General features: G+C 39.2%; 21 protein-coding genes and 1 riboswitch. Of the genes, 6 read left to right on the top strand and 15 right to left on the bottom strand.

Annotated elements, in window-relative coordinates; all coding sequences use genetic code 11:
- Positions 1-67: 67 nt before the first annotated feature.
- The 6 genes from lolB1 to ADHAQ_RS0111580 form a co-directional block, all read right to left on the bottom strand.
- A complete protein-coding gene (gene lolB1 / locus ADHAQ_RS0111605; RefSeq protein WP_026463078.1) occupies positions 68-829 on the bottom strand; it encodes a lipoprotein insertase outer membrane protein LolB1 in 762 nt (253 codons plus the stop codon).
- Positions 822-2,609, bottom strand: a complete 1,788-nt coding sequence (locus ADHAQ_RS25405; protein WP_084523831.1) for a tetratricopeptide repeat protein — start codon at positions 2,607-2,609, stop codon at positions 822-824. Before ADHAQ_RS25405 ends, lolB1 begins: the two co-directional genes overlap by 8 nt.
- Positions 2,610-2,617: 8 nt before the next feature.
- Positions 2,618-3,625: a sugar phosphate nucleotidyltransferase gene (locus tag ADHAQ_RS0111595; RefSeq protein ID WP_026463077.1), complete on the bottom strand. Its 1,008-nt coding sequence runs from the start codon at positions 3,623-3,625 to the stop codon at positions 2,618-2,620.
- Positions 3,626-3,755: 130 nt separating this feature from the next.
- On the bottom strand, positions 3,756-4,190 hold the full coding sequence (gene dut / locus ADHAQ_RS0111590) for a dUTP diphosphatase (protein WP_026463076.1): 435 nt from the start codon (positions 4,188-4,190) through the stop codon (positions 3,756-3,758).
- Between the two features lie 103 nt (positions 4,191-4,293).
- A complete protein-coding gene (locus tag ADHAQ_RS0111585) occupies positions 4,294-5,790 on the bottom strand; it encodes an oligosaccharide flippase family protein (protein WP_026463075.1) in 1,497 nt (498 codons plus the stop codon).
- Between the two features lie 51 nt (positions 5,791-5,841).
- Positions 5,842-6,624 carry an enoyl-CoA hydratase/isomerase family protein gene (locus tag ADHAQ_RS0111580; protein WP_026463074.1) on the bottom strand — a complete coding sequence of 261 codons (783 nt, stop codon included), beginning with the start codon at positions 6,622-6,624 and terminating at the stop codon, positions 5,842-5,844.
- Between the two features lie 364 nt (positions 6,625-6,988).
- Here ADHAQ_RS0111580 and mscL point away from each other — a divergent pair, with 364 nt between their 5' ends.
- Positions 6,989-7,408, top strand: coding sequence for a large-conductance mechanosensitive channel protein MscL (gene mscL / locus ADHAQ_RS0111575; RefSeq protein ID WP_026463073.1), 420 nt, complete (start codon positions 6,989-6,991; stop codon positions 7,406-7,408).
- A 61-nt stretch (positions 7,409-7,469) separates the two neighbouring features.
- On the opposite strand, the gene infB is transcribed toward mscL, so the two are convergent.
- The 3 genes from infB to ADHAQ_RS0111555 form a co-directional block, all read right to left on the bottom strand.
- Positions 7,470-10,679 carry a translation initiation factor IF-2 gene (infB, locus tag ADHAQ_RS0111570; RefSeq protein ID WP_026463072.1) on the bottom strand — a complete coding sequence of 1,070 codons (3,210 nt, stop codon included), beginning with the start codon at positions 10,677-10,679 and terminating at the stop codon, positions 7,470-7,472.
- A 142-nt stretch (positions 10,680-10,821) separates the two neighbouring features.
- Entirely contained in the window at positions 10,822-12,072 is a 1,251-nt protein-coding gene (nusA, locus tag ADHAQ_RS0111560) for a transcription termination factor NusA (protein WP_026463071.1), read from the bottom strand.
- Positions 12,073-12,078: 6 nt separating this feature from the next.
- A complete protein-coding gene (locus ADHAQ_RS0111555; protein WP_051360181.1) occupies positions 12,079-12,552 on the bottom strand; it encodes a ribosome maturation factor RimP in 474 nt (157 codons plus the stop codon).
- Positions 12,553-12,771: 219 nt separating this feature from the next.
- Between ADHAQ_RS0111555 and ADHAQ_RS25400 the strand changes: the two genes are divergently transcribed.
- From ADHAQ_RS25400 to ADHAQ_RS0111540, 3 genes are all read left to right on the top strand, one after another.
- Positions 12,772-13,869, top strand: coding sequence for an endonuclease/exonuclease/phosphatase family protein (locus tag ADHAQ_RS25400; protein WP_084523829.1), 1,098 nt, complete (start codon positions 12,772-12,774; stop codon positions 13,867-13,869).
- A gap of 127 nt (positions 13,870-13,996) precedes the next feature.
- Positions 13,997-15,484, top strand: coding sequence for a cysteine--tRNA ligase (cysS, locus tag ADHAQ_RS0111545; protein WP_026463069.1), 1,488 nt, complete (start codon positions 13,997-13,999; stop codon positions 15,482-15,484).
- Positions 15,474-16,481, top strand: a complete 1,008-nt coding sequence (locus ADHAQ_RS0111540) for a M28 family peptidase (protein WP_026463068.1) — start codon at positions 15,474-15,476, stop codon at positions 16,479-16,481. The genes cysS and ADHAQ_RS0111540 overlap by 11 nt, the downstream gene beginning before the upstream one ends.
- On the opposite strand, the gene ADHAQ_RS25395 is transcribed toward ADHAQ_RS0111540, so the two are convergent.
- The 6 genes from ADHAQ_RS25395 to ADHAQ_RS25385 form a co-directional block, all read right to left on the bottom strand.
- The gene (locus ADHAQ_RS25395; protein WP_034256764.1) at positions 16,478-17,386 is read right to left on the bottom strand and encodes a S66 peptidase family protein; all 909 of its coding nucleotides are present in this window, start codon (positions 17,384-17,386) and stop codon (positions 16,478-16,480) included. The two genes, ADHAQ_RS0111540 and ADHAQ_RS25395, sit on opposite strands and share 4 nt — an antisense overlap.
- A 67-nt stretch (positions 17,387-17,453) precedes the next feature.
- Positions 17,454-18,482, bottom strand: a complete 1,029-nt coding sequence (gene metX / locus ADHAQ_RS0111530; RefSeq protein WP_026463067.1) for a homoserine O-acetyltransferase MetX — start codon at positions 18,480-18,482, stop codon at positions 17,454-17,456.
- A 120-nt stretch (positions 18,483-18,602) separates the two neighbouring features.
- Positions 18,603-19,934: an O-acetylhomoserine aminocarboxypropyltransferase/cysteine synthase family protein gene (locus ADHAQ_RS25390; protein WP_034256762.1), complete on the bottom strand. Its 1,332-nt coding sequence runs from the start codon at positions 19,932-19,934 to the stop codon at positions 18,603-18,605.
- A gap of 226 nt (positions 19,935-20,160) precedes the next feature.
- Positions 20,161-20,263, bottom strand: a riboswitch (SAM riboswitch).
- A gap of 150 nt (positions 20,264-20,413) precedes the next feature.
- Positions 20,414-21,022, bottom strand: coding sequence for a superoxide dismutase (locus ADHAQ_RS0111515; protein ID WP_026463066.1), 609 nt, complete (start codon positions 21,020-21,022; stop codon positions 20,414-20,416).
- A gap of 54 nt (positions 21,023-21,076) precedes the next feature.
- Positions 21,077-21,526 carry a nucleoside deaminase gene (locus ADHAQ_RS0111510; protein WP_157433402.1) on the bottom strand — a complete coding sequence of 150 codons (450 nt, stop codon included), beginning with the start codon at positions 21,524-21,526 and terminating at the stop codon, positions 21,077-21,079.
- Positions 21,527-21,533: 7 nt separating this feature from the next.
- Positions 21,534-22,094 (bottom strand): hypothetical protein, encoded by a 561-nt coding sequence (locus ADHAQ_RS25385; RefSeq protein WP_051359863.1) that lies wholly within the window; start codon positions 22,092-22,094, stop codon positions 21,534-21,536.
- A 390-nt stretch (positions 22,095-22,484) separates the two neighbouring features.
- Between ADHAQ_RS25385 and ADHAQ_RS0111500 the strand changes: the two genes are divergently transcribed.
- Positions 22,485-22,685: a hypothetical protein gene (locus tag ADHAQ_RS0111500; RefSeq protein WP_157433401.1), complete on the top strand. Its 201-nt coding sequence runs from the start codon at positions 22,485-22,487 to the stop codon at positions 22,683-22,685.
- A 235-nt stretch (positions 22,686-22,920) separates the two neighbouring features.
- A complete protein-coding gene (aspS, locus tag ADHAQ_RS0111495; RefSeq protein WP_026463063.1) occupies positions 22,921-24,672 on the top strand; it encodes an aspartate--tRNA ligase in 1,752 nt (583 codons plus the stop codon).
- Positions 24,673-24,717: the final 45 nt, after the last annotated feature.

The raw sequence follows: 24,717 nt of genomic DNA, 5'->3' as shown, positions 1-24,717 counted from the left end.
CACGAATAGATTTACAAATATCATAAATCTATTGGCTAAAAAACTAATAAGATTAATTTATTTAAGATTACTTGCGGGTGTAGCCTTCCGGTATCGCAAACGGGAATGATAATTTGCCTTCATCAATGCCAACTTTACTATACTCAATTACAGCCCCAGTATTAGTGGTTGTTCCGCCTTGTTGTACCGTAATGGAAACTGTTTTAGCGAAAGGTTTATTCATCACCTGATTAAATTGCGAATAGGTAGCCGTTAAATTATTTTTAGAAGCTTCGTCCTGAATGGTTACCTTTTGTAATTTAGAAGTAGTCACATCCAGAAACTGATTTAGTATTAAGTTATTTTGTCTTTGTTGAATGTGAGGTTGTGGATTTTCAGAAACCACTGTCTCCTGACCAGGCGTACCAGCTATATAATTGCCTAATATTATTGCCTGGAGCATATTGTAATTTACATCTACCTTAAACTGTTGCTTAAGAAAAGAATAATCGCCGGCAAAATAGTACTTCTGTAGCCTGTTAATCATGTGCACCGAGTCTTGGGTAATGCGCATGCGGGCGACTTCAATGCCTAAGGCCGGAACTACCGAAATCCAGATAACACTATCTCTGCGGATACGCATAGACATGGCGGATGAAACTTTCTCTTTCCCTCCATCTACCTGTATCTTGCCGCGGGCAGAAAAGTAATCGAATTCCAGGTTTCGGGCGCCAACTTTACTTGAAGGAGGAGTAGGTGTAGAGGAAGCAACAGGTATGGTTTGCTTTTTACAAGAGGAAATAAAAAATAATAAATTTAATGCCAAAAACAACGCGAGGCGATTACTCATAAAGCTTTTTATCTTTTATCTTTTTGTCAATTAGGTCAGACGCTTTTCCAATCTGTTTAGCTTTTTTCCATTGCTCCAAGGCTAATTCTTTCTCTCCTAACTGATACAATACATCCCCATAGTGTTCCAAAATATCGGCATCTTTTTTCAAAGAAACAGCTTCTTCTAAATATTTACGGGCCTCCTTGTATTCTTTTAATTTATATAACACCCAAGCGTGGGTATCTAAATAAGTAGCTTCTTTTGGGTTTTGCTTTACTAGCTTTTCCGACATGGATTTTGCCTTATCTAGGTTTTGCCCTCGCAAGGATAAATAATAGCTATAGTTATTGAGCACATGGGGGTTATTAGGGTCGGCGGCCAGTACGCTTTCATAAGCGGCATCCGACTTTGGATAATCCTTCAGGGATTGATAAGAATCACCTAACTGAATGTTAAACTGGTTTTGTAGCTCAGCATTATCAATGGTTAGTTTTTTACCATACTCTAAAGATTTAATGGCCCGGGCCGGTTCTTTTTTAAGCATGTAGGCAGTGCCATTGTAGAACCACAGCATGGCCTGGTTCGGGAAAAGTTCAAGCGCTTTTTCGGTATGTACCACCAGCGAATCAGTCTGCGCTAATTCTGCTTCAAGGAAGATTACCTGCTGCCAAATTTTAAAATGGGAATTATCCAGCTTTAATGCCTTTAGATAATTTGTTCTGGCGTCAGTCTTTTTTTGAGCCAGCGCCTGTACATCACCGGCTACGGCATACGCTTTGGCTTCAGTAGGGTGCGTCTTTATAGTTAAATCGGCAAGTTCAAGGGCAGTGTCTTGTAAATCCGGATCGGCTTTAGCCGGAGGTACCGGCATTTGCCGGATATAATCTATTAATATTTTTACTTTGGTATCAATTTCCAAACCTGGATTACCAAAGGCTAATTTTAGTTCTTTTTCAGATTCGGCTAGATTTCCTTTTTGCCGGTAAAGTTCGGCTAACATCAAATGGGCCTGTGCATTATTTTTTTCTGCTTTTAAGGCTTTATTTACTAGAACTATAGCTTCATCAGTTTTTTTGTTATTAGCCAGCATCTCTGCCTGAGCTAACGTAAATCTTATTTCATTCGGGTCGCTGGAAATTAGTTGTTCCCCCTCTTTCAGAGCTTTTTCCAGGTTATTTTGACGAAGGTATATTTGCTGCTTTTTATAAGCTATTTCCTCTATGAAACCATATTGCTTTTCAATACGGTCGTACGTTTTTAGTGCGTCTTCATATTTATTTTGTGCCAAATACAAATCCGCTAACTGAAACAGGTATTGGTCTGTATTAGGCAATTCCTTGGTAAGCTTTGTTAATACCTTGATTGCATCATCGTAGCGATTTTGTCCACCAAAAAGCTGGGCTAATAATAAATAATAATAAGGGTTGGAGCTATCTATGTTTACTGCAGCCTGAGCAAAAGGAAGTGCTTCATTGGCCCGCCCCATCTGCATAATGGTTTGAGCAATCTTATAATTAAGAGCTGCATTAGAAGAATTGATGGCGTAGGCTCTCTGGAAACGCTCCAAGGCTTTAGGAAAGTCTTCGAGCATCATGTACTTCATTCCTTCAATAAAAAAAGATTCACTTGCCTCTTTTTCCCGGTTATCCAGCTTTTTATCTTTTTGGGCAAAGGATAAAGGCTGTTCGGCAGGTGTTTCGGCCTTATTTTTTTTTTGCTTTTTTTGTCCATAGCCTGGCCCGGCTAAAAGTAAAGCCAGGCCCAGACAAGGAACGAAAAAGTATTTAGATAAAATCATTAAAAAGTTTATTGCTTCAGCACGTTGTAATCGCCTACACTTAAATCGGCAGGAGTACCTTGAAAAACAGCAAAACTACCCAACATGGAATTAGTTATGTTAGCAGATTTAACTACGGTATTTTCCTGCACAATAGAATTACTTACTACTGAATTGTGAACCTGCGTGTTATTTCCAATTGAAACGTGCGGACCTACTACGGCATTGTTCAGAACTACATTTTCTCCAATAAATGATGGAGGAATAATAACAGAATTAGTAATTTTTGCGGAAGAGGCTACTAAACCTTGTTCATCTTTTAGGTATTCTAAATAACGTTGGTTTGTATAAACAGTAGCATCTTTATTTCCGCAATCTAACCATTCCGAAATTTTTCCTGGAATAAAAGTGGTACCCTTAGTCTTCATATTTTCCAGGGCATTGGTAAGCTGAAACTCTCCTTTATCTTTGATATCGTTGTCTAATAAATACTGAAGTTCGTCGCGTAAATAGGCACCATCTTTAAAGTAATAAATACCAATAATAGCCAAGTCAGAAACAAATGTTTCTGGTTTTTCCACGAAATCAGTAATAACATTCTGATCGTTTAGTTTTACTACGCCAAAAGGACGAGGATCTTCAACTTGCTGTACCCAAATGGTGCCATCAGCAGACGTATCCAGCGTAAAATCAGCCTTAAACAAAGTATCAGCAAATGCAACTACCAATTTACCTTCTAAAGACTCTTTAGCGCATAAAATAGCATGAGCTGTACCTAATGGCTGGTCCTGATAATAAATTGTTCCTTTTCCACCTACTGATTCAGCAATTTGTATCAAACTTTTTTCTACAGCTTCCCCGAAGTTGCCAATAATAAAAGCAACCTCCTCAATAGGCTCCTGACAAACTTTTGCAATATCTTCTACAAGCCGCTGTACAATTGGTTTTCCCGCAATAGGTACCAGTGGTTTTGGAACAGTTAAAGTATGTGGACGCATGCGTTTGCCCATGCCAGCCATTGGAACAATAATTCTCATAGTTTTATTTTTTATTTGATTTAAGTCTGAGGTATTTATAAATAATTAATATAAAACCTTTTAAGTATTGTTAGAAATATACTGTTTTTTAATATAATTGATCTAAAACAATTTAAAAAAGTGATCTATCTTATTTTACACCGGTACTGCCATAGCCTCCAGCTCCCCGTTCCGTGGCCGATAAGGCATTTGCCTCCTGCCATTCAATGGTTTCGTGTTTGGCAACAACCATTTGGGCAATCCGTTCACCATCTTCTACGGTAAATTCCTGGTCAGAGAGGTTAACTAATAATACTTTTATTTCGCCACGGTAATCGGCATCAATAGTTCCTGGGCTATTCACAATAGATATTCCATGTTTATAAGCTAATCCGCTCCGGGGCCTGATTTGAGCTTCAAAGCCATCCGGCAATTCTATAAATAAGCCAGTTGGTACGAGTACCCGTTGTAAGGGCTTTAAGAGGATACTGGCTTCTAAATTAGCCCGTAGATCCATCCCCGCCGAACTGGAAGTTTGATAAGACGGAAGAGCATGCTTGGATTGGTTAATAATATTTACTTTCATTTCTGGAAAATTCCTTACTGATTCTGGGGTAGATGGGTTACAAAAGCCATCAAATAGCTAAATATAATTTAAAACCTATTATAGAGGCAGGTAAAAATAGGAATTAAAATTTAGTTTTAAACTTTGGTTTTTCAATTATATAAACCACCAGAAGGAAAAATACGCAAAGCCCGAAGTGGAAAAGATGACGGAGTATTGTATCTGTAATGGGAACATACAAAGCCGCTAAAACCAGAAGAATAGCAAACAAAATATAAGCCAGTATAGAAGTAACCGGGTAGGGAATAGGATAATATTTCTGGCCCAAGAGGTAGCAGGTAAATGCCATGCTAAAATAACAGGCTAAGGTGGCCCAGGCGCAGCCCATAAAGCCTAAAACTGGAATGAGCGCCACATTTAAAATAATAGTTATAGCAGCTCCGCCAAAACTGATAATTGTGCCAAAATACGTTTTATCGGTAAGTTTAAACCAGGCAGATAGATTGTAATAAATCCCTAAAAATAAATTGGCTAAAAGAAGGATAGGTACAACTCCCATGCCTTGGTAATATTCAGGATTCCGTAATAGAATCTTAAAGTCTTCCAGGTTAACGCTTACAAATAAGAAAATAAAAGTACATACCAAAACAAACCATTTCATTACCAGGGCAAAGGTGGTAGGAGAATTTTTTTCTTTAGCATGCGAAAAGAAAAACGGTTCGCCGGCGTACCGGAATGCCTGAATGGTAAGTGTCATGAACATAGCTAGCTTATAACAGCCTCCATACACTCCTAAAGCGCCTTTACTACTTAAATTAGGATAGAAATTTTCTGGTAATATTTTTATAAGTAGTATCCGATCCAATAGCTCATTCACCATTCCAGCAAATCCCATAAACATAATAGGGTAGGAGTACTGGAAAAGTGATTTCATAAAACTAATATCCAGCTTAAACCGGAAATCTATAAGCTCCCGCCACAAGAGGGGCAATAAAAGAAAGTTAGCAATAAGGTTTATTAAAAAAATGTAGCCCAACCGCCATTCGGGGAAGTAGATTTTCTCTACTATTGGTTTTAATTCAGGTAAGAAGTTGCCTTGGTAAATATTGTGGCAAAAATAATAAAAGAAGACGTTGGCAAAAACAGTAAGTAAAATATTCGCCATTTTTAGACTGGCAAATTTTTTCGCTTTGTTTTGTAGCCGGAGCCGGGCAAAGGGGATAGCCGTAATGGCATCAATGGCAAGTATCAAAGCCAACCACTTTATAAATAATTGTTGTTCCGGAAAACCGATTAAACGGGATATGGGGTCAATTAAAATAAATATGGAGGCGGTGAAAGCAACACTGGTAACTATAATAAAAGTTAGAACGCGGTTATATAATTGTTGCTGATCTGCTCCGGCCTTATTAGCAAACCGAAAAAAGGCGGTTTCCAGGCCAAATGTATATAGGATGTTAAAAAATCCAACATAAGCGTAAAGGCCGTTTATAACACCATAGTCCTCAGGCGCAAAGATGCCCAAGTACAATGGGAATAACATAAAATTGAGCAGGCGCCCAATTATGCTGCTGATGCCATAGGCAGCCGTTTGCCCTACCAATTTTTTAGCAACACTCATCCGTCCAGGTTTTTCTTGGCTGAAGCAAAATTTTGAAGTGAGCAGGATTAGTTATTGACCCCTGAAATTAGCTTTGCGTTTTTCTAAAAACGCATGCGTTCCTTCCACAAAATCTTCTGACCCACAACAGCGGCTAAATGCATTAGCTTCTGTTTGGTACCCATGTTCTTCTTTATCGTACCAGGCATTCACACAATCTACAATCAGACCAACAGCCAAAGGAGCTTTTGAAACAATTTTGCTCATAATTTCTCTGGATTTTGGCATTAAATCAGCAAATGTAGTTACATGGTTAACTAATCTTAAACGCAAAGCTTCCTGGGCTGTAATCATGTCTCCGGTCATCATTAATTCCATAGCTTTGCCTTTTCCTACTAATTGCGTTAAACGCTGCGTTCCGCCAAAACCAGGAATTAAGCCTAGCTTTACCTCCGGCTGACCAAATTGCGCATTTTCACTGGCAATACGGATATGGCAGGCCATGGCTAATTCGCATCCTCCGCCTAAAGCAAAGCCATTTATCGCAGCTATTACTGGCTTAGGTGATTCTTCTATCATGCTAAAAATATCCTGTCCTCTTTCAGAGAAACGGCGGCCTATCATTTCGTTTAAGCCCGATATTTCCGCAATGTCTGCGCCCGCTACAAACGCTTTATCACCTTCTCCGGTAAATATAATGCCCCGCACCTCATCATTATCAAATGCTTCCTGCATTGCCGAGCCGATTTCGTCAATGGTTTCCGTATCCAGAGCATTTAATTTTGAAATGCGACTTACTGTTATTGTTAAAATGCCTCCTTCTAGGCTGGTTTTCAGGTTGTTAAATGACATCATTTCAGCGTTAGCTGGTAACAATAATTATGAGTGACAAATATAAACAAAAGGGTTCATTAATCTGCAAAAATGCGCTAGCAGCTTAAAATAAGATATTCCAAATTATCCGGAAAAGAAATTTTTACGGTCTGAAATAACTAAAAACTTTATTAAGTATTGTAATCAACGAATAACGCTGGTAACCAGAGCAAGTATGCGTACTACTCTTTATCCTTACAGTTATATTTAACTATTCTAATATATAAACGTATCGATGCTTTAGCTATGAAAAAATTTATTTAACCATAATTTTAATGAATAATACTTCTTAGCGACTAAAGTAAAATTATTTGTTCTTAGTTGGGCTTTAAACATAATTTAAACCATGAGCTTTTTTTCAGAATTTAAACAATTTGCCGTAAAAGGCAATGTTATTGATTTAGCAGTTGCTGTTGTTATTGGTGCTGCTTTTGGGTCTATTGTTACATCCTTAGTAAACGATTTAATTATGCCTCCTATTGGAATGATAACTGGTGGCGTTGATTTTACAGAGCTTAAGATTCAATTATCGAATCCTGTCATGGAGGGAGAAAAGGTTATCAAAGAAGGCGCCTCAATTAATTATGGAAACTTTATTCAAACTATAGTTAATTTTTTAATTATTGCACTAGCCATTTTTGCTATGGTAAAATCCATTAATTCTTTAAAACGCAAAGAAGAGGCTGCCCCTGCAACACCAACCCTTTCTAAAGAGGAAATTTTACTTACTGAAATAAGAGATTTACTTCGGAATAGGAATTTGTAAATTTAATAAATGAAAAAGGCAGCTAACAAGCTGCCTTTTTCATTTATTAAAATCAATTTTATTAAAGTGTACGCTTAACTTCTTTCTCTTCGTATCCTTCAATTATGTCTCCTATTTGCAAATCGTTAAAGTTTTTAATGCTGATACCGCATTCGTAGCCTTGTCTTACTTCTGAAACATCATCTTTGAAACGTTTCAAGGCTAATATATCGCCAGAGTGTACCACAATACCTTCCCGGACAATCCGCACTCTCGTGTTTCTGGTAATGGTACCATCGGTAACCATACAACCTGCAATTGTACCCACTTTCGTAATCTTAAATACATCCCGAACCTCCACGTTAGAAGTAATTACTTCTTGTACAGTTGGAGCCAACATACCTTCCATTGCGTCTTTTACTTCGTTTATGGCGTTGTAAATGATTGAGTAAAGACGAATATCAATTTGTTCCTGCTCGGCCAGTTTACGGGCGTTGCCTGATGGACGAACCTGGAATCCAATAATGATGGCATCGGAAGCCGAAGCTAACAATACGTCTGATTCCGAAATGGCGCCTACCCCTTTAGAAAGGATATTTACCTGTACTTCGCTAGTCGATAATTTCAGTAAAGAGTCAGATAGTGCCTCAACTGAACCATCCACGTCACCTTTTACAATAACGTTAAGTTCTTTAAATGAACCAATGGCTAAACGACGACCAATTTCATCTAAAGTAATGTGTTTCTTGGTACGCATGCTCTGTTCCCGTTGTAACTGCGAACGGCTGGATGCAATTTCGCGGGCTTCACGTTCCGTTTCGTAAATCTGGAACTTGTCACCGGCTTGTGGCGCACCATCTAAACCTAATACCTGTACTGGGGTAGAAGGTCCTGCTTCTTTCATCCGTTTACCACGATGGTCAGTCATAGCCTTAACACGGCCATAATGAGAACCTGCTAACATAATATCACCAACCCGTAATGTACCAGTTTGTACCATAATGGTAGCTACATAACCACGTCCTTTATCCAAGGAAGCTTCAATTACACTACCAACAGCGCGACGGTTCGGATTAGCTTTAAGTTCTAATAATTCAGATTCCAGTAATACTTTTTCTAATAAATCTGGAATACCTTGTCCGGTTTTAGCTGAAATTTCCTGGCACTGGTATTTACCGCCCCATTCTTCTACTAATATGTTAATAGCTGCTAATTGTTCCCTTATTCTATCTGGGTTAGCAGACGGTTTATCTACTTTATTAATCGCAATTACAATAGGTACACCGGCTGCCTGCGCGTGATTTAAAGCCTCTTTAGTTTGTGGCATCACATCATCATCGGCGGCTACTACAATAATTACAATATCTGTAATTTTAGCACCCCGCGCACGCATGGCGGTAAAGGCTTCGTGACCTGGTGTATCCAGGAATGTAACTCGTTTTCCTGTGTCAGTTAATACATCGTAGGCTCCAATGTGCTGTGTAATACCTCCTGCTTCACCTGCCGTAACTTTAGAATTCCGGATATAATCAAGCAAAGATGTTTTACCATGATCCACGTGACCCATTATGGTAACAATAGGAGCACGTTCTGCTAAATCCTCTTCATTATCCTCATCTTCTGTTTCAATTTCTTCGTCTTCAGCAGATAAGAATTCTACGTCATAGCCAAATTCATCGGCTATAATAGTGATCGCTTCTGCATCTAAACGTTGGTTGATAGAGACGAACATGCCTAAACCTAAACAAACTTTGATAACCTCGTTAACAGAAACATCCATTAAAGAAGCTAAATCATTAGCCGAGATAAATTCTGTAAGCTTAAGTGTTTTAGATTCTGACTGTTCCTGCATCCGGCGCTGATCTTCCGCATCTGCAATAGCAGAACGTTTTTCACGACGGTATTTAGCCCGGTTTCCTTGATTACCTTTGTTTCCACTCAGACGAGCCAAAGTGGCTTTAATCTGATCCTGAATCTGCTTATCGCTAACTTCTGGTTTAGGTCCTCCCGGAGCTGTATTAGGTCGGTTTCCACCGCCCTGATTTCGGTTATTGTTAAATCTGTTTCCACCGCCTTGTCCTGGGCCTTGCTGAGAGAAATCCTTACGGTCACCTCTTACAACTACCGGACGATCATTGGTATCAGGAGCAGTAGTATTGTTTTGAACAATTATACGTTTCCGTTTCTTTTTATTTTTATCTCCAGCGGCATTGTTAGCCCCTTGATTCTGATTTTGGTTCTGATTAGGATTTTGGCTTTGGTTCTGAGTTGGACGACCTTTTCCATCGCCCTCTCCACCTTTAAATCCTTTTTTACCCTGGGGCTTAGGAGCATCTTTACTAGGTAATTCTATTTTACCTAATACAGTTAAACCTTTTAATGTATTAGCCCGAGCCACAATTGTTTCAACTGCTTCATCTTCTTCAGCAGCAGGCTCCTCTGTTGAGACAGGTGTTGCCGGGTTCTCCTGTGCTACTGGTTCCTGAGTTTCCTGAACTGGTGCCGGAGTCGGTGCTATTGGTGTCGGAGCAGGAGCCTGTGCTGTTACTGGCGCCGGAATTGCCTCTGGTTCAGGAGCTGGAGCTGGAGTTGGTTCTGGTGCAGTGGCTACAGGCGCTTCAACCGGTTTTGGAGCTGGTTGAACTGGAGCTTCCGGTTCAACTGGTTTAGTCTCTGCAACTTCTTCTGGTTTTGACGCAGCCACAACCTCAGGAGTTGGAGTTGGAGCTGGAGCTGGAACTGGTTTTTCAGCTGGAGAAACTGGTTTCTCCGGTTCCGGTGCTGCCGCAACAGGTGTTTCTACTGGTTTTTCTTGTACCGGAGTAGGTGTAGGAGCTGCTGCCGGAGCTGGCGTTGGCTCGGCTGGTTTTGTAACTGGATTGCCTTTAGCATCCAATTGTATTTTACCTAAAACTTTAATGCCTTGAAGTTTGATTCCTGTAGAAATCGGATCTTCTTCTTTAGATTCTGGTTGATTAACTACAGGTGTTTCCTGTTTCTGAACCGGAACAGCTGGTTCAGTTTTAAGTACTTCTGGTTCACGCGCTTTTGGCGCCTCAGGTTCTGGGGCAGGTTTTTTATTTCCAATACTTAATGCATCGGCCAGGTTTTTGTCCTGCAACGACGATTCAAATGCTTTCATCAGCATATCGAACTGCTCCGATGTAATTTTAGAAGTAGGTTTATTTTCGATATCAAAACCTTTGCCCGCTAAGTAATCCACAACCGTGGACGTACTAATGTTCAAGGTTGTTGCTACCTGTTTAAGCCTCATCGTTTTTTCTTCTGCCATGCTCAATATGCTGTTGTTTTTTATTATTATAAGAGGTAATTCTCTTTTAAAGTTTAAATTATTTAATTACCTCGTAAAATTATATGATAAATTTAAAAGTGCTGCAATTTTTTAACAGCTGCAGCACCAAATACATTCCAAATTAACTATTATCTGCTTCAAATTCCTGACGAATTATAGAAAGAAGTTCATCAACGGTTTCTTCTTCTAATTCTGTCCGACGAACTAAATCTTCACGCGTTACAGCTAATACACTTTTGGCAGTGTCTAAACCAATTCGTTTTAATTCTTCAATTACCCAATTTTCGATCTCGTCAGAGAATTCGTCCAGTGAAATATCTTCTTCGTATTCTTCTTGTTCTCTGAATACATCTATTTCTAAACCAACTAAACGGCTAGCTAATTTTATATTCTGACCACCTTTACCTATAGCTAAAGAAACCTGGTCAGGCTTTAAGAATACCGAAACGCGTCCTTCTTCTTCATTAATTTTCATGCTGGTAATCTTAGCTGGGCTAAGCGCACGCTGAATATAAAGTTCCAGGTTATCGGTATAGTTAATAACGTCTATGTTTTCATTTTCCAGTTCACGTACAATGCTATGAATTCTGGATCCTTTCATGCCCACACAAGCACCAACCGGATCAATTCTGTCATCATACGATTCTACGGCTACTTTAGCCCGCTCACCCGGTTCCCGGACAATATTTTTGATGATAATCAAACCATCATAAATTTCCGGAACCTCGTTTTCAAATAACCGTTCTAAAAATACCGGAGATGTACGTGATAAAATAATTTTTGGTGCTCCATTAACGATATCCACCCGATGTACTACTGCCCGTACTACATCTCCTTTGCGGTAACGGTCTTTAGGGATCTGCTCTGACTTCGGAATTATTAATTCGTTATCCTCTGGGTCAATTAGCATTACTTCCCGGTTCCATACCTGGTATACTTCACCCGAAATAATTTCACCTACCAGATCTTTATATTTCTGGTACATTAAATCCTTTTCCAGGTCTTTTACTCTTTGTATTAAGGTTTGACGAGCTGTTAAAACGGCTCTTCTACCAAAATCCTCTAATTTGATTTCTTCCGAAACTTCTTCTCCTACTTCAAAATCAGGTTCAATTTTGCGGGCTTCAGCTAACGGAATTTTATCATGATCCCAGATATCTTCAGAATTATCGTCTACAATTTCACGGTTACGCCAGATTTCCAGGTCACCTTTCTCCACATTCAGAATAATATCGAAATTTTCATCGGTACCCCATTTTTTACGAATCATGGTCCGGAAAACGTCTTCCAAAATACGCATCATAGTGGGGCGATCAATGTTCTTGAATTTGGCAAATTCCGCAAACGATTCGATCAGAACTGAACTATCCATTTTGTTTTATTTAAATGATATTACAATATGCGATTTATCTATTTCTTCAAAAGCAAGTTGTGCCGGTGTAATGGTTATTTTCTTGCCTTTTTCTTTGGTTTCTTCTAACAGGGTTAAACCGGCAGAAGTAACCTCTTCTAATTTTCCTGTTTTCTCAGAACCATCTTTTAAGGTTACTTTTAACCGGCGGCCAACGTGACGCTTATATTGCCGGGGGTATAACAACGGCTGATCGGCACCCGGAGAGGTTACTTCCAAAGTATATGGAATTTCTTCGCCATAGGCTTCTGCAATGCGCTTGCTTAACCGACGACTAACAATAGCACATTGGTCAATACTAACGCCATTATCGCCATCTAAAATTATTGTAACTTTTTGCTTTACGGCTGAGTCTGATACGTGAACACCTACTATAAACAGATCATTTTCAGGTATTGTTCCTGTAAGCAACTGCCGGATGTTTTCTTCCTTAAAAACCATGTTTTGGAAAAATAAGAAAATAAAATAGGGGACTGCTGTCCCCTCTTCTACATTGTTTACTTTTGCAAAAATACAATATTTTTCCTTAAGATACAACCTGACGTTTTTTTTTGATTAAAAAAGAAATTATTTACCTAGATAAATTAAATAAAATTCACACTTTTCATGTTAGTTGGTTCTAATCAGAATTTGTAAGTTTGCCCAATAGCTTCTTGTAAGGTGCGTAAAAAGTTTTCTTTAGGGATTTATAGCTTAGTAATGGTGTGGCTAATAATAGCCATTCTTTTTATGCACGTGCCGCCAACTACTTTCTGGCCGGCAGCATTTATTGTACTTACCCTGCCCGTTGCTCTTGCATTTAATCTGTTATTTTTGAGTGTCTGGCTTTTGCGCCTGTCACCAAAAGTGGTTTTGCCCATTTTAGTGACTTTTCTAGCTTGGGGATACTATGAACGGGGTGTGGCATTTAATTCAGATGCTGCTGAGGAGGCCATCAATGCCCGTGATCAAAATGGAGTTCAGGTATTAAGTTATAATGTTCGTATTTTTAACACCTATGCTCATCTGCAGGATAATGATCTGAGTTCTTCTAAAAATATGATAAGATGGATAGCTCAGAACCCGGCCGATATATTTTGTTTGCAGGAGTTTTATAATGATAAAAAATCGCCAGTTTATAACTCGGTTAGCAAAATAGGGCGGCAGCAGAATAAATATACTTTTCTTTCTACGAGTTTAGTAAACGCAATAGGGGCTGAATTTGGGCTGGCTATTTTTTCAAAATACCCTATAGTAAATAGAGGGGTTATTAGCTTTGGCAAGCTAACACAAAATCATGCGATGTTTGCCGATGTGATTTTAGATACAGATACTGTTCGAGTATATAATTTTCACTTTCAATCAATGAGCATTGAAGAAAAAGAAATAGTACAATCGTATAAAAACCAGGATAATTTTAAAAAACAAGGAAGAAACCTGATGCTTCGGTTTAAAAAAGGGTTTGTAAAGCGCAGCGATCAGGTAAATATATTAATGGACCATGTAGAGCAGTGTCCTTATCCCGTAATTTTATGTGGCGATTTAAATGACCTGCCTTATAGCTACACCTATCAGCAATTGAACAAACAGTATTTGAATGCTTTTACCGAAAGAGGTTGGGGAATAGGTGCGACCTATAATGGCAAACTACCTTTTGTGCGTATAGATAACCAATTTTGTAGTAAAAAATTTGAGGTTTTAAACTTTAATTTAATTGACTCCATAGCCTATTCCGATCATTTTCCCATAATGGCCACTTACCGGCTAGTGAAACCTTAAAAGCCTGCTTACCATAAATTTTTAGTATGCACGGTTATAGTAATTAATATGCCCCTTATAACTTTCCGGCTACTCTTTTAGTTTTTACTTATTTTACATCTTAGTTAAAAACAGCTACTTTTGCCGCATGCAACAACAGCAATTATCTTTATATAATACCCTTAGTCGTAAAAAAGAGGTTTTTGAACCCTTGCAGCCGCCTTTTGTGGGTATGTACGTTTGTGGACCTACTGTTTATAGTAATGTGCATTTAGGTAACGTGCGGACCTTTCTGACTTTTGATATTTTATACCGATACCTTCAACACCTGGGATACAAAGTTAGGTATGTGCGAAATATAACAGATGTAGGGCATTTGGAGAATGATAGTGATGAAGGAGAAGATAAGATTGCCGTAAAAGCCCGGCTGGAGCAGTTAGAACCGATGGAAATTGTGCAAAGGTATACCAATGATTTTCATGAGGTGCTTAGCCAGTTTAATTTATTGCCGCCCAGCATTGAGCCTTCTGCCACAGGCCACATTATTGAACAAATTAAAAGTATAGAGACACTGATCGAAAAAGGTTTAGCTTATGAATCAGGCGGATCTGTTTATTTTGATGTGTTGAAATATAATGAGAGCCACGATTACGGCAAATTATCGGGCCGAATCATTGAGGATTTGCAGAACGAAACACGGGAGTTGGATGGTCAGGCTGAGAAACGCAACCCTTTGGATTTCGCAGTTTGGAAAAATGCTTCTCCCGAGCATATTATGCGCTGGCCATCGCCATGGGGAATTGGGTTTCCTGGCTGGCACATTGAGTGTACCTCTATGAGTACCAAATATCTGGGAACACAGTTTGATATTCATGGCGGCGGCATGGATTTAAAGTTTCCGCATCATGAATGCGAAATAGCCCAGGCAGTAGGAGTAAACGGGGAAGAACCGGTTCGGTACTGGATGCATGCCAATATGCTAACTGTAAACGGGGAAAAAATGTCTAAATCAAAAGGAAATTCTTTCTTGCCCGGACAATTATTTACTGGTGATCATCCGTTATTACAGCAGGCTTATAGCCCCATGACAGTCCGGTTCTTTATGCTACAGGCGCATTACCGCAGTACATTAGATTTTTCGAATGAAGCTTTAATTGCTGCCCGTAAAGGATATATTAAATTAATAAATGGCTTACACGTATTAGATAAACTAGCGTATCCGGCCGAAGCGGCTGTTGTACCGGAGCAAGATGCCGAATTAAGAAAATTAACGACTGATTGCTTTGCCGGTTTGAATGATGATTTAAATACAGCCCGTACCATTGCATCATTATTTAACCTCCTGAAAAAGGTGAATAGTCTTTATACTGGTGCCCTCAGTTTAGCCAATATCAGCTTGGACACTTTTAATTTCGTAAGAGATACTTACCAGGCTTTGGTATTAGATATTTTAGGATTGAAAGAAGAGAAAACTACCAATCAGGAAGAGTATGTAAATGCGTTATTAATTTTTTATAAAGAAGCTAAAGAAGCTAAAAATTATGCCCGGGTAGATGAAATAAGAACTACTTTTAAAAAACAAGGCATTGTAATCAAAGATATGAAAACCGGAATTGACTGGGCTTATGAAGAATAGTTGGACTAGTATTTGGGCTACCTGGTTGGTAGTTGGGTTATTGTATGGCTGTGATTTTAAGAAAAAAGAAACAACGGTCACAGAACCAGATACCCAGGTTGCCACCAAAGAAGTTTCTACAGCACCAACCTTCAATGCTGATTCTGCTTACCAATATATTGCAAAGCAGGTAAGTTTTGGACCAAGAGTGCCTAATTCCACCGCTCATCGGGCATGTGGCGATTACCTGATTCAAAAATTAAAAGAATTAGGTGCCGATGTAAAAGTGCAGGAATTTGAGGCTACTTCTTTTGATGGGAAAAGATTAAAGTTGCGAAATATAATTGGATCGTATAATCCCAAAGTCGCTAATCGTATTGCGTTAGCCTCGCATTGGGACACCCGCCCCTGGGCAGATAAAGATGATACCAACCCGACAACACCACCCGATGGTGCCAATGATGGTGCCAGTGGCGTAGGTGTATTATTAGAGATTGGTCGTTTGTTGCACACCGCCCAGGCTAACCCAAATGTAGGTGTGGATATTTTTTTCTTTGATGGTGAAGATTATGGTGATCCGGATGGGGGAGGAGAAAATACCTGGTGTTTAGGGTCGCAGCATTGGGCTCAAAATAAACATCAGGCAAACTATGGCGCCAACTTTGGTATTTTACTGGATATGGTTGGCGCAAAAAATGCCAAGTTTGCCCAGGAAGTCTATTCTAAACAGTTTGCTCCCCAAACGTTGAATAGCGTTTGGAAAATAGCTAACCAATTAGGCTATTCTGATTATTTTATTTATACTGAAAATGGCCCGATAACAGATGACCATGTGTTCATGATGCAGGGAGGTGTGCCAACAATAGATATTTTGGATTATGATCCTACCAGTCCGGATGGCACCTTTGGTAAATACCACCACCGTCACTCTGATAATATGTCGGTTATTGATCGGAGAACTTTAAAAGCGGTTGGGCAAACCGTTATACAAGTTATTTATAGCCAATTAGCTGTTTAATTTATTAGGGGAGAGGTGTATTCCAGAGTTGTACCAGTAGAATCAACAGAAAGGAACACTTCTCTTCCACAAATTAAAGCAAGGTTTTCTGGCTCATGGCCGGTAGGAAAGCCAAAGGCAATTGGATAGTTGTATTTGCCTGCATGTTCCGCAATAATTTCATAAGCACTTTTGCCAAAAGGAATGGTGTTATCCTTCATGTCGCTCATATAGCCCACAACTAAACCGGCTAAATCTTTTAATTTGCCAGCTCGGTCCAGTTGTACCATCATGCGGTCTATGTGGTAAAGGTATTCGTCTAGGTCTTCCAAAAATAACACCTTCCCCGCTGTGTCGATTTCGGATGAAGTTCCTAAACAAGTTATCAAAATACTTAAGTTACCTCCTACTAAAGTGCCTTTAGCTTTGCCAAGACGGTTAAGTTTATGAGCTAAACAGGTATAGGGGTCATAGTGGCCAAATAAGATCTTTCGTAAGCTTTGAATTGCCGGTTCTGCGCCTGGTTTAGCAAATAAAGCGGGCATGGTAGCATGAATGCTTTCAATACTAAAATTATGAACTTGGCAAAGTAGAGCCGTAATATCACTAAACCCAATGAGCCACTTCGGGTTTAGTTTAAAAGTAAAGAAATCAATTCTATCTAAGATACGGGTGGTGCCGTAGCCACCCCGGGCACTGATAATAGCTTTTACTTCGGGGTTATCTAGCAAATTTTGAAAATCGGCTAATCGTTCCTCGTCTGTTCCGGCAAACTGATGAAATTCAAGCGAGAGGGAGGCACCTAAAACAACTTTTAATCCCCATTCCTTAAAAATAGAAATAGCTGGTTCCAGTTCGGATATAGATACTTTTCTGGCCAGCGCACAAATTGCTATTGTATCACCAGGTTTTAAAGGTGCAATCATGCTGCAAAATAGAAAGGTATTTACCAGTAATAAAACAACTTATAGCTAAAAATAATTAGGCTAAAAGTTATTTTGCCACTGGTAATTCATAGAAAGATTCAATAAGTTGAGTAAGCTTGGGGGTTTCAATCAAAAATCCGTCATGTCCGTAAAAAGAATCAATTTCTACATAAACCGCATTTTTAATATTGGCTGCCAAGAACTTTTGTTCTGAAACCGGAAACAAAACATCCGAATTAATACCAATAACTAAAGTTTTCGCTTTTATTTGGGCTAATGCGGCCTCTACACTGCCACGGTTACGCCCCACATTATGGGAGTCCATGGTTTTACTCAGTGAGAAATAGGCATAAGCATCAAAACGATTAACCAGTTTTTCTCCCTGATATTTTTGGTAAGAGCTAGCTTTGTAATTGTCGGTTTTATTTAAGTCTTCTTCGCGTTGGGTTTTGGTATACGTATCGTAGTTTCGATAGCTTAATAATGCCATGGCCCGGGCTGCTTTCAGTCCATTTCTGCCGCCGTCTGGGGTATTCTGGTAAAAAGTAGGATCGGCCTGAATGGCCATGCGTTGAGCTTCATTAAAACCAATGCCCCACGGAGAATGATAAGCATTAGTGGCGACAATAATTAAGTTCTGAATAATGGTTGGTTTCTGAATAGCCCACTCCATTGCCTGTTGCCCCCCTAAAGAGCCTCCTATTACCGTGTGAATTTGATTTATTTCCAGGTGCTGGCGAAGTAATTCGTGCGCCTGCACCATGTCGCGAATGGTGATAGCCGGAAAATTTTGGTAATACGGCTGGCCAGTTTCCGGATTCATGGACAAAGGACCAGTAGTACCGTAACAAGAGCCTAGAATATTAGCACAAACTATAAAATATTCTTCTGCATTATATAAACTATTATCCCCAAATAAGCCTTTCCACCAATCCAGTACATCAGAATTTGCGGTTAGGGCATGACACACCCACACCACGTTATTTTTTTCAGGATTTAATTTCCCGTAAGTATGATACGTAATCTGGAGCTCGGGTAAACTTTGCCCACACTCCAGGTTAAATGGGTACGGGTACGTTAAAACTTCCTGACTCATGCTATTCAATAATTTCTGCAAAGATAAAACATAATTTCAACAGCGAGGTTCATTTTCTCACTGTTGAAACTACAAAGCTGTAATAATTTAAGGTAATTTGCCTTAGCTAATAATTTATAATTAAGCCAAAACAGATTCTTCGGTTGCAACCTTTATGTTTTCAAAGGCTTGTTCAAGGTCTGCTTTGATATCGCTAATATGCTCCAAACCAACTGAAATGCGCAAAAGCGTAGGTAAAACACCTGCTTTCTGTTGTTCCTGCTCATTTAATTGTTGGTGAGTAGTAGCTGAAGGTTGTATAATTAACGTTTTAGCATCACCTACATTAGCTAAATGGCTTACCAATTTTAAGCTATCAATAAATTTGGAAGCATTCTCTTTACTGCCTTTTAAAACAAAGGAAAGCACCGCGCCAAAGCCTCTTTTTAAATATTTTTTAGCTAAAGTATTATACGGATTGCTGGCTAAACCTGGATAATTTACGCTTTCTACCAGCGGATGCTGCTCTAGCCACTCCGCCAGGGCCTGTGCATTCTGTACATGCCGCTCAACCCGTAAAGACAATGTTTCTAAGCCTTGCAGCAATAAAAATGAGTTAAAAGGACTAATAGCCGGTCCAAAATCCCGTAGGCCTTCTACCCGGGCCCGGATGATAAACTGGATATTGCCAAATGGACCATTGGGGCCGAATACATCACCAAATACTAAGCCATGGTACCCTTCAGCTGGCTGCGAAAACTGCGGGTATTTAGGCTTGTTAAAATCGTAGGTGCCACCATCTACAATTACACCACCAATGCTGGTGCCATGTCCGCCAATCCATTTAGTAGCAGATTCTACTACAATATGGGCGCCGTGCTCCAATGGACGGAATAAATAACCGCCGGCACCAAAAGTATTATCTACAATTAGGGGTAAATCATGTTTTTGGGCAATAGCAGCAATGGCTTCAAAATCCGGAATATTAAATCCAGGATTACCGATTGTTTCTAAATAAAGGGCCTTAGTATTATCATCAATTAAGCCTTCAAAGCTTTCTGGGTTGTCGCCCTCGGCAAAGCGAGCCTCAATACCAATGCGTTTAAAAGCAACTTTAAACTGATTGTAAGTGCCTCCATATAAATAGGTGGTTGTTACAAAATTGTCGCCAGGCTGAAGAATATTGTTAAGAGCAATAAACTGCGCAGCTTGCCCCGATGCTACCGCTAATGCTGCAACCCCGCCTTCTAATGCCGCCATCCGTTTTTCAAAAACATCGGTAGTTGGGTTCATGATGCGGGTATAAATATTGCCAAACTCTTTTAGTGCAAATAAATTTGCCCCATGTTCTGCATTATTAAATACATAAGAGGTAGTTTGGTAGATAGGTACGGCTCTGGAACCTGTGGTAGGATCTGCTTCTTGGCCGGCATGTAATTGTAAAGTTTCGAAATGAAGGTTATTAGCTGACATGGTTTTAGAAATTTAAGGTTAAATGAAAAAGTTATACCCGGGCCTGCTCTTTATTAGCTGGCATTAAGTTCGAAGAAACTTTATTTCGTAGAATGCTCTTAGCACATGCTGATACAACAGCAACAACAGCTAATGGGAGAGGTGCTGGAAACGCACAATGAAGCTAAAACGCTAGGATTAGCTACAAAAAGGCTAGGGGCAATAAAGTGGTTTTTCATTATTAATTAATTTATATTTCCCTCAGTTGGGATAGGATTTGGCACCTTTCAGTTTGCTTGCGGTTGCCAGAGGGTCTTAGAGCCTATTCTCTCGCCTCTTCTTTATAAATCAATCCTTAAAAGTAGGAAAGTGTATTATGGCACAAATTAAAATAAAATTTATCTTTTAAACCAAACATTTTTTGTTAATTTATTTAAAATAAAAAGCCCCATCAAAATTTTGATGGGGCTTTTTATTTTAAATAAAGGATTTCAGATTTATTAACCTGCAGTGTAAAGACGATTTACTTCGTCCCAGTTAATAACATTATAAAAGGCTCCTATGTAGTCCGGACGACGGTTCTGATATTTAAGATAATAAGCATGCTCCCAAACATCTAATCCTAATATTGGCGTACCACCGCAGTGGCCTTCAATATCCATTAAAGGGTTATCCTGATTAGCAGTAGAACAAATTTGTACCGCACCACCTTCTACTTTGCATAACCAAGCCCAGCCAGAACCGAAACGGGTAGTAGCAGCTTTGGTAAATTCTTCTTTAAATTTTTCATAAGAACCAAAAGCATTATTTATAGCTTCTGCTACCGGGCCGGTTGGTTCGCCGCCACCATTAGGGGAAAGCAATGTCCAGAATAAAGAGTGATTGTAATGACCACCACCATTATTGCGTACAGGAGCCGGAGCTTTACTAATGTTCTGCAGAATTTCTTCTAAAGATTTACCTTCCAGCTCAGTTCCCTGAATGGCATTGTTCAGGTTGGTTACATATGCCTGATGGTGTTTGGTATGATGGATTTCCATTGTCTGGCGGTCGATGTGTGGTTCCAGCGCATCGTAAGCATAAGGAAGTTGAGGAAGTTCAAAAGCCATAGTTTTATTTTTTTAGGTTAGACACTTGTTTACGTAATATTTCAAAGATAGAAGCTAAATCCTTTTATTCAAAAAGAATTCCGTCATAAGGTTACTGCATTCATGTGCCATTATGCCACTTTCCATTTCCGTTTTAGGGTGCAATAACTGACTGCCAAAGCGCCTGAACCCTCGTTTAGGATCGGTGGTAGCAAACACAATCCGCTTCAGTTGAGCCCAATAACTGGCTCCTGCACACATAACACAAGGTTCTACCGTTACATATAAAGTGCAATCCTGTAAGTATTTATTAGCTAAATGATTAGAGGCAGACGTAATGGCCAGGATTTCAGCATGGGCCGTTACATCGTTAAGTTTCTCGGTTTGGTTATAGGCCCGGGCAATAATTTTGTTATTACAAACTACCACGGCACCAATAGGTATCTCTCCTTCTTCTTTGGCATACAGGGCTTGTTTGTAAGCCTCTTTCATATAATGTTCGTCGCTGAAAACAGATAGCATCATGTTTTATTTAAGAGGGATCACTTATTTTTATAGACTGCATAATTTTATTGGCAGTAACTTTCCATGCTTCTTGTAAATCTATGGGAGCATTAAATGTAAAGACCATTAACTTATCATTTACCATGGTATATTGAATAATGGTATATTTACGAATGGGGGCTAATTTGTTTGTCTTGCGTCCTTCGTCACGTAAACTAGACGTGAATTCAAATACAATGAAGTTGCGCTTATTCAAAGTTTTAATCTCTTCCTGAATAAATTTTACTTCTGAATACCTGCTAGTGATAGAAGCTTTATAAAATTCCTTAAGCACAGCTAAATCTGCTCCCTGAAAAGTACTTGTTCGTTCACTGGCTACAAAATCTATTTGGCCATCAGGACTGGTGTAAGCAGCCAAGGGTTTGCGAGGTGCCGGATATTTCATGGCAATTGCATCATCTGGCATTACTACAAAGTTTTTGGGCAAAGAAACAGTTAAGTTCGGATTAATTTTAATATCCTTTAATTTAGGGATAACAAAGCTTGCTAATACAAAAAGCCCGCATAAGGTTATTGCAAAATATCTCATAATAGTAATTTCTCATTTGGCTAAGGCAATTTTTCTGCCAGAGATGAGTCTAGAAAACAAAAATAGAGAGATTTAAGGTTTCTGTTCAGATAATTTTAGGTACTTGGGCAAAAAGAGAAGGCTTAAATAGTTCGTGAAATACTTACTCCAGTAAATAGACACCCTCTTTATATACCTAATTTCCGGTATTTTCTTACTTTATCTACTTTAAACTTTGTTTTTCATTATAGGTACTACTATCTTTACTCCTCTAATTAAATATTCTTTGAAATAAGGTTTTCCGTTCGTTTTATTCAGGGATATTTATATAGTATTGCAACTTTTTTATTCAAAACTTGTTTTTTTTGAATTTAGTTAAATGTTTACAGTCAATAAATTTAAGGGATGCGTATGAGGAGAATTAGTGCAAAACGGAGGAAAGACCTTTATAGCTTATCCTCTCTCTTGTTTCATTTGCTTGTATTCATTGTTTTGCTTATTTCACTGGGTACTGATTCAAACGACGACAACACTGCCAAAAACAAAGCTGAAAGTGCTAAGCAGGATGGAACGAAACCTAGTGGTACGTTCTTTGTGAGTATAGCCAATTAATAAAAGGTTATTGATTACCTTTCTTTACTTATTGATCATTCCTTTCTTGAAAACCCAAATTCTTTTGTGGTTTTTGTTCTAAGTTCTTCTAATTAAATTCCTTTTAATTATTTAATTATTTTTAACACTTTTGTAGGTATTAGTAACAATCCTATAAAAGTGTTATCTATTTTTTATAAGTTTGGTTCTTTAATTAATCTTTTAATAAAACTCTGAATTTATTTGGCAGATTTCTATGCTACGAACACACACTTGCGGCGAATTAAGAAGTGCACATGTTGGACAAGAAGTAACCTTAACCGGCTGGGTGCATAAAACCCGGGATAAAGGTGGTATGATGTGGGTCGACATTCGTGACCGTTATGGACTTACTCAGTTAAAATTAGAAGAAGGAGTAACCGCTCCGGAAGTGATGGCATCGGCTCGTGAACTAGGTCGTGAATTTGTAATAAAAGCGAGTGGTACTGTAATTGAACGTATCTCTAAAAACGATAAACTGGCAACCGGCGATGTAGAAATACAGGTTACTGTTATTGAAGTCCTTAATCCGGCCAAATTACCTCCATTTCTGATTGAAGACGAAACAGACGGTGGCGATGATTTACGGATGAAGTACCGTTACCTGGATTTAAGGAGAAATGCTGTTCGTAAAAACCTGGAATTGCGCCATCAGATGATGAAGCAATCCCGTGCTTATTTAGACACACTAAATTTTATTGAGGTAGAAACTCCTGTATTAATAAAGTCAACGCCAGAAGGGGCACGTGATTTTGTGGTGCCTTCCCGCATGAATCCGGGTGAGTTTTATGCTCTGCCCCAATCGCCCCAAACATTTAAGCAATTGCTGATGGTTTCTGGTTTCGACAAGTATTTCCAGATTGTAAAGTGTTTCCGGGACGAGGATTTACGTGCTGACCGTCAGCCTGAATTTACGCAGATAGATTGCGAACTTTCATTTGTTACCCAAGAAGATATTCTAAATACTTTTGAAGGTTTGGTGAAACATTTGTTTAGGGAAGTAAAAGGAATAGAAATTGAGAAACTTCCCCGTATGACTTATGCGGATGCCATGAAATATTATGGTAACGATAAGCCGGATACCCGTTTCGAAATGAAATTTGTGGAGCTGAACGACCAGGTAAAAGGCAAAGGCTTTAAAGTTTTTGATGAGGCAGGATTAGTGATAGGTATAAATGCCAACAATTGCGCCAGCTATACCCGTAAACAAATAGATGAATTAACAGAATATGTAAAGCGTCCTCAGTTAGGGGCTACTGGGCTTATTTATGCCCGCGTAGAAGCAGATGGCACGGTTAAATCATCCGTAGATAAATTCTTTAGCCAAGACGATCTGCAGCAATGGGCACAGGCTTTTGCGGCTAATCCAGGGGATTTACTTTTAATTTTAGCAGGGGCAGAGGACAAGACTCGGAAAGCTTTATCAGAACTGCGTTTAGAAATGGGTGAGCGCTTAGGTTTGCGCGATAAAAATACTTTTTCGCCGCTGTGGGTGGTAGATTTTCCATTACTGGAATGGAATGATGACGCCCAACGCTTTTTTGCTATGCACCATCCGTTTACGTCGCCTAAGCCAGAGGATATAGAATTAATAGCTACCAATCCGGGGGCTGTGCGGGCCAATGCGTACGATATGGTAATAAATGGTGTAGAAGTGGGAGGAGGCTCAATTCGTATTTATGAGCGGCCAATTCAGGAGCGTATGTTTAAATTATTAGGCTTTACCGAAGAAGAAGCACAGGCGCAATTTGGCTTTCTGCTGAATGCCTTTGAATATGGCGCGCCTCCTCATGGTGGTATAGCTTTTGGTTTCGACCGACTTTGCTCTTTATTCGGCGGTGCCGATTCAATTCGTGATTTTATTGCCTTCCCGAAAAATAATTCTGGACGCGATGTTATGATTGACGCACCATCGCCTATTGCGCAGGAGCAATTAAATGAATTGCAAATTCAATTAGGAACAAAATAGTCTTTTAAAAAGATAAAAAGAAAGTATCAGGCTTATGGTCACCAA

The sequence above is a fragment of the Adhaeribacter aquaticus DSM 16391 genome (assembly GCF_000473365.1).
Taxonomy (GTDB): Bacteria; Bacteroidota; Bacteroidia; order Cytophagales; family Hymenobacteraceae; genus Adhaeribacter; species Adhaeribacter aquaticus.
The sequence above is the reverse complement of the archived record's forward strand: the minus strand, read 5'-3'. Positions and strand labels throughout refer to the sequence as shown.